Origin of the sequence: Stutzerimonas stutzeri (genome assembly GCF_024448935.1) — a bacterium.
GTDB classification, from domain to species: domain Bacteria; phylum Pseudomonadota; class Gammaproteobacteria; order Pseudomonadales; family Pseudomonadaceae; genus Stutzerimonas; species Stutzerimonas stutzeri_AO.
In genome coordinates, this window is sequence record NZ_JAMOIE010000175.1 from 1 (window position 1) to 3193 (window position 3193).

2 protein-coding genes are annotated in these 3193 nt (G+C 63.3%); both read left to right on the forward strand.

The window, feature by feature from the left end; genetic code table 11:
- Positions 1-762: 762 nt before the first annotated feature.
- Positions 763-1878, forward strand: coding sequence for a CaiB/BaiF CoA transferase family protein (locus NA637_RS24345; protein ID WP_256075106.1), 1116 nt, complete (start codon positions 763-765; stop codon positions 1876-1878).
- A gap of 26 nt (positions 1879-1904) precedes the next feature.
- Entirely contained in the window at positions 1905-3053 is a 1149-nt protein-coding gene (locus NA637_RS24350) for an acyl-CoA dehydrogenase family protein (protein ID WP_256075111.1), read from the forward strand.
- Positions 3054-3193: the final 140 nt, after the last annotated feature.

Sequence of the window (3193 nt, forward strand, 5' to 3'; positions counted from 1 at the left end):
TGTGCCAACGCCACGCGCTCGCGCGGCGGTCGTCCCACCCGTCCACGCGTCGACAGCACGAATCGCTCGATCTCCACGCATTCCCAGATGCGCAGCAGGCGCGACATCGTCGGCGTCAGCGATGCAGAAACATCCCGCTTCGACCAGGGGCAACAACGGGTGCTGAAAATGATGACGCAATTGCGTCAAACGCTCGCGCAGGGCAGTAGTCATTCGGCGAGTGTGGTTGCTGTTTTGACACCACGATCATGCCTTCGACGGCGGCACCCACTCCACTCTTTTTGCGCCGTTGCGAGCAGGCAGAAATTCACTCGCACCGGGGTGGGGTGTTTCGCAAGAGCCTCTTTCTTTAACGTCATTTTCCTGCTTGGCCTGGACAAGCGCATGGTCAGATGGTCTGCGACGCTGCGAACCGCAAAGTGTCGTGAAGTCCAGCATTCCTGGTGAGCATAAATCGGCGCAACATCGCATGGAGCAGTCGTTCCGGCCCAGCTGGTTGATGGCGTCGTGGCCTTGGTATCTGCTGGCCGCCGCCCAGCAGCATGCCTTGGTTGGCGATCAGGGTACCGGCGAGCATCGGCGAGCGGAGCTGGTCCAGGCAGGCAGGCCTGCCTGCCACCACGCCTGACCGGGGGCGGACATCAGCCGTGAAAGGCGAACAGTTCGTCGGTTCCGACGATGATGCCCCCTTGCCTGACTCCCTATACTGGCCTCCACGCTACGTTGCACGAGCTGGCTCAGATTACGAGGAAACCTGCGACTATGTCGGGTCCACTGAAAGGTAAACGCGTTATCGAAATGGTCGGGCTCGGCCCGGCTCCCTTCTGCGGGATGATGCTGGCGGACATGGGCGCCGAGGTGCTCCGAATCGACCGGCCCGGTGCCGGGCAGGACGGTGCCTGGAAATATGACATCCTCTCGCGCAACCGGAACACCATCTGCCTGGACCTGAAGAAGCCGGAAGGCGTCGAGGCGGTCCTGAAGCTGGTGGAGAAGGCAGATGCGCTGATCGAGGGCTTCCGCCCCGGCGTGATGGAGAAGATTGGCCTGGGCCCGGACGAGTGCCTGGCGCGCAATCCGGCTCTGGTGTTCGGCCGCATGACCGGTTGGGGCCAGCACGGCCCGCTGGCCCACGCGGCTGGCCACGACATGAACTACATTGCCATCAGCGGCGCCCTGCATGCCATCGGCCGCGCCGATGAGCCGCCGGTAGTGCCCCTGAACCTGGTGGGGGACTTCGGCGGTGGCGGCATGCTGCTGACCGTGGGCGTGCTTGCGGCCATGCTGGAAGCCACCGGTTCCGGCAAGGGGCAGGTGATCGACGCCGCCATGACCGATGGCGCGGCCCTGTTGTCTTCGATGATGTATGGCTTCAAGGCCATGGGGCAGTGGAGCAACAACCGGGGCGAGAACCTGCTGGATGGCGGCGCCCACTTCTATGATGTCTACACCTGCGCCGACGGCAAATACGTGGCGGTGGCGCCGATCGAGCCGAAGTTCTATGCCGAACTTCTCGAACGTTGTGGTCTGGAACGGCAGGCCTTCGAGCCCCAGATGGATCCGCGCCGCTGGCCCATGCTCAAGCTCAAGCTGGCGGACGTGTTCCGAACCCGCACCCGGGAGGAGTGGTGCGAGATCCTGGAAGGCACTGACGCATGCTTCGCGCCGGTACTGGACTGGGACGAGGCACCCCTGCATCCCCACAACCAGGCGCGCAATACTTTTGTGGAGTCGGGGGGATATCCCCAACCCGCGCCGGCGCCCCGTTTCAGCAGGACGCCTTCGGCTGCTCCCGCCGCGCCTGCTGCGCCGGTGGAGAATCCTGCCGACATACTTACCAGCTGGGGTCTTCCGGACGAGCTGATCCGGGCGCTTTGAACGATTCATGAACCGAGGACTGCATGATGTCGATTGATCTGACGCCGAGCTGGCAGGACGAAGAACTGTCCATGTTCCGTGACTCCGTGGGCCGCTTCCTGGAGGCGGAAATGGCGCCCCACGATGAGGAAGCCCGCAAGCGGGGCAATGTGGGCCACGAGATGTGGCGCAATGTGGGCGAGATGGGGCTGCTGTGCACGGACATTCCGGAACAATACGGCGGTGCCGGCGGTGACTTCCGTCACGAGGCGGTGGTGGCCGAGGAAATGGGCAAGCGCGGCCTGACTGGCCTGAACCATTCGGTTCACAGCATCGTGGCCCACTATATCCTCAACCACGGGACCGACGAGCAGAAGGAAAAGTACCTGCCGCGCATGGCGCGTGGCGATCTGGTGGGCGCCATCGCCATGACCGAGCCGGGTGCCGGGTCGGACCTGCAGGGCGTGCGCACCCATGCCAGGAAAGATGGCGATCACTATGTGATCAACGGCTCCAAGACCTTCATTTCCAACGGCTTGCTGGCCGGCGTGGTGCTGGTGGTAGTCAAGACGGATACCCGCCAGGGCGCCAAGGGCATGTCCATCATGATCGTGGAGACCGCGAACCAGCCGGGCTACGAGGTGGGGCGTGTGCTGGACAAGATCGGCCTGAAGGCCCAGGACACCTCGGAGCTGTTCTTCGAAGACGTCCGGGTTCACCAAAGCCAGTTGCTCGGCGGTGTCGAGGGCCGGGGCTTCTTCCAACTGATGGGTGACCTGCCTTACGAGCGTCTGTTTATCGGTGTGGGCGCCCAGGCGGCGATGGAAGGGGCCTACCAGGCCACCCTGGACTATGTGCGCGAGCGTACCGCTTTCGGCCAACCGATCGCCGAGTTCCAGAACACCAAGTTCAAGCTGGCGGAGATCGCCACCACCATCAAGGTGGGCCGGGCCTTTATCGACGCCTGTGTCGAGGACATGCTGGAGGGCAAGCTGGACGCCACCAAGGCGTCCATGGCCAAGCTCTGGGGCAGTGAGAACCAGTGCCGGGTGATCGATGAGTGCCTGCAGCTGTTTGGCGGCTACGGTTACATGAACGAGTACCTGATCGGCCGTATGTATACCGATGCCCGCATTCAGCGGATCTACGGGGGGACCAACGAGATCATGAAAGAGGTGATTTCACGCTCTCTCTGAGGCTTTCGATGTCCGATGTCCGATGTTGTCGCTTGTCGCAGGCCCCGGAACGGTGATTCCGGGGGCCGGTTGCCAGTGGATGGCGGCGAGCGATGAAGTGAAGGCGCGAGGGCAGCCCGTCGCAGGCTGCCCTTCTGGGC

What these genes read in the sequence shown, in the direction of transcription:
- NA637_RS24345 (WP_256075106.1), top strand. Translation starts at nt 763, where the DNA reads ATGTCGGGTCCACTGAAAGGTAAACGCGTTATCGAAATGGTCGGGCTC.
- NA637_RS24350 (WP_256075111.1), top strand. Translation starts at nt 1,905, where the DNA reads ATGTCGATTGATCTGACGCCGAGCTGGCAGGACGAAGAACTGTCCATG.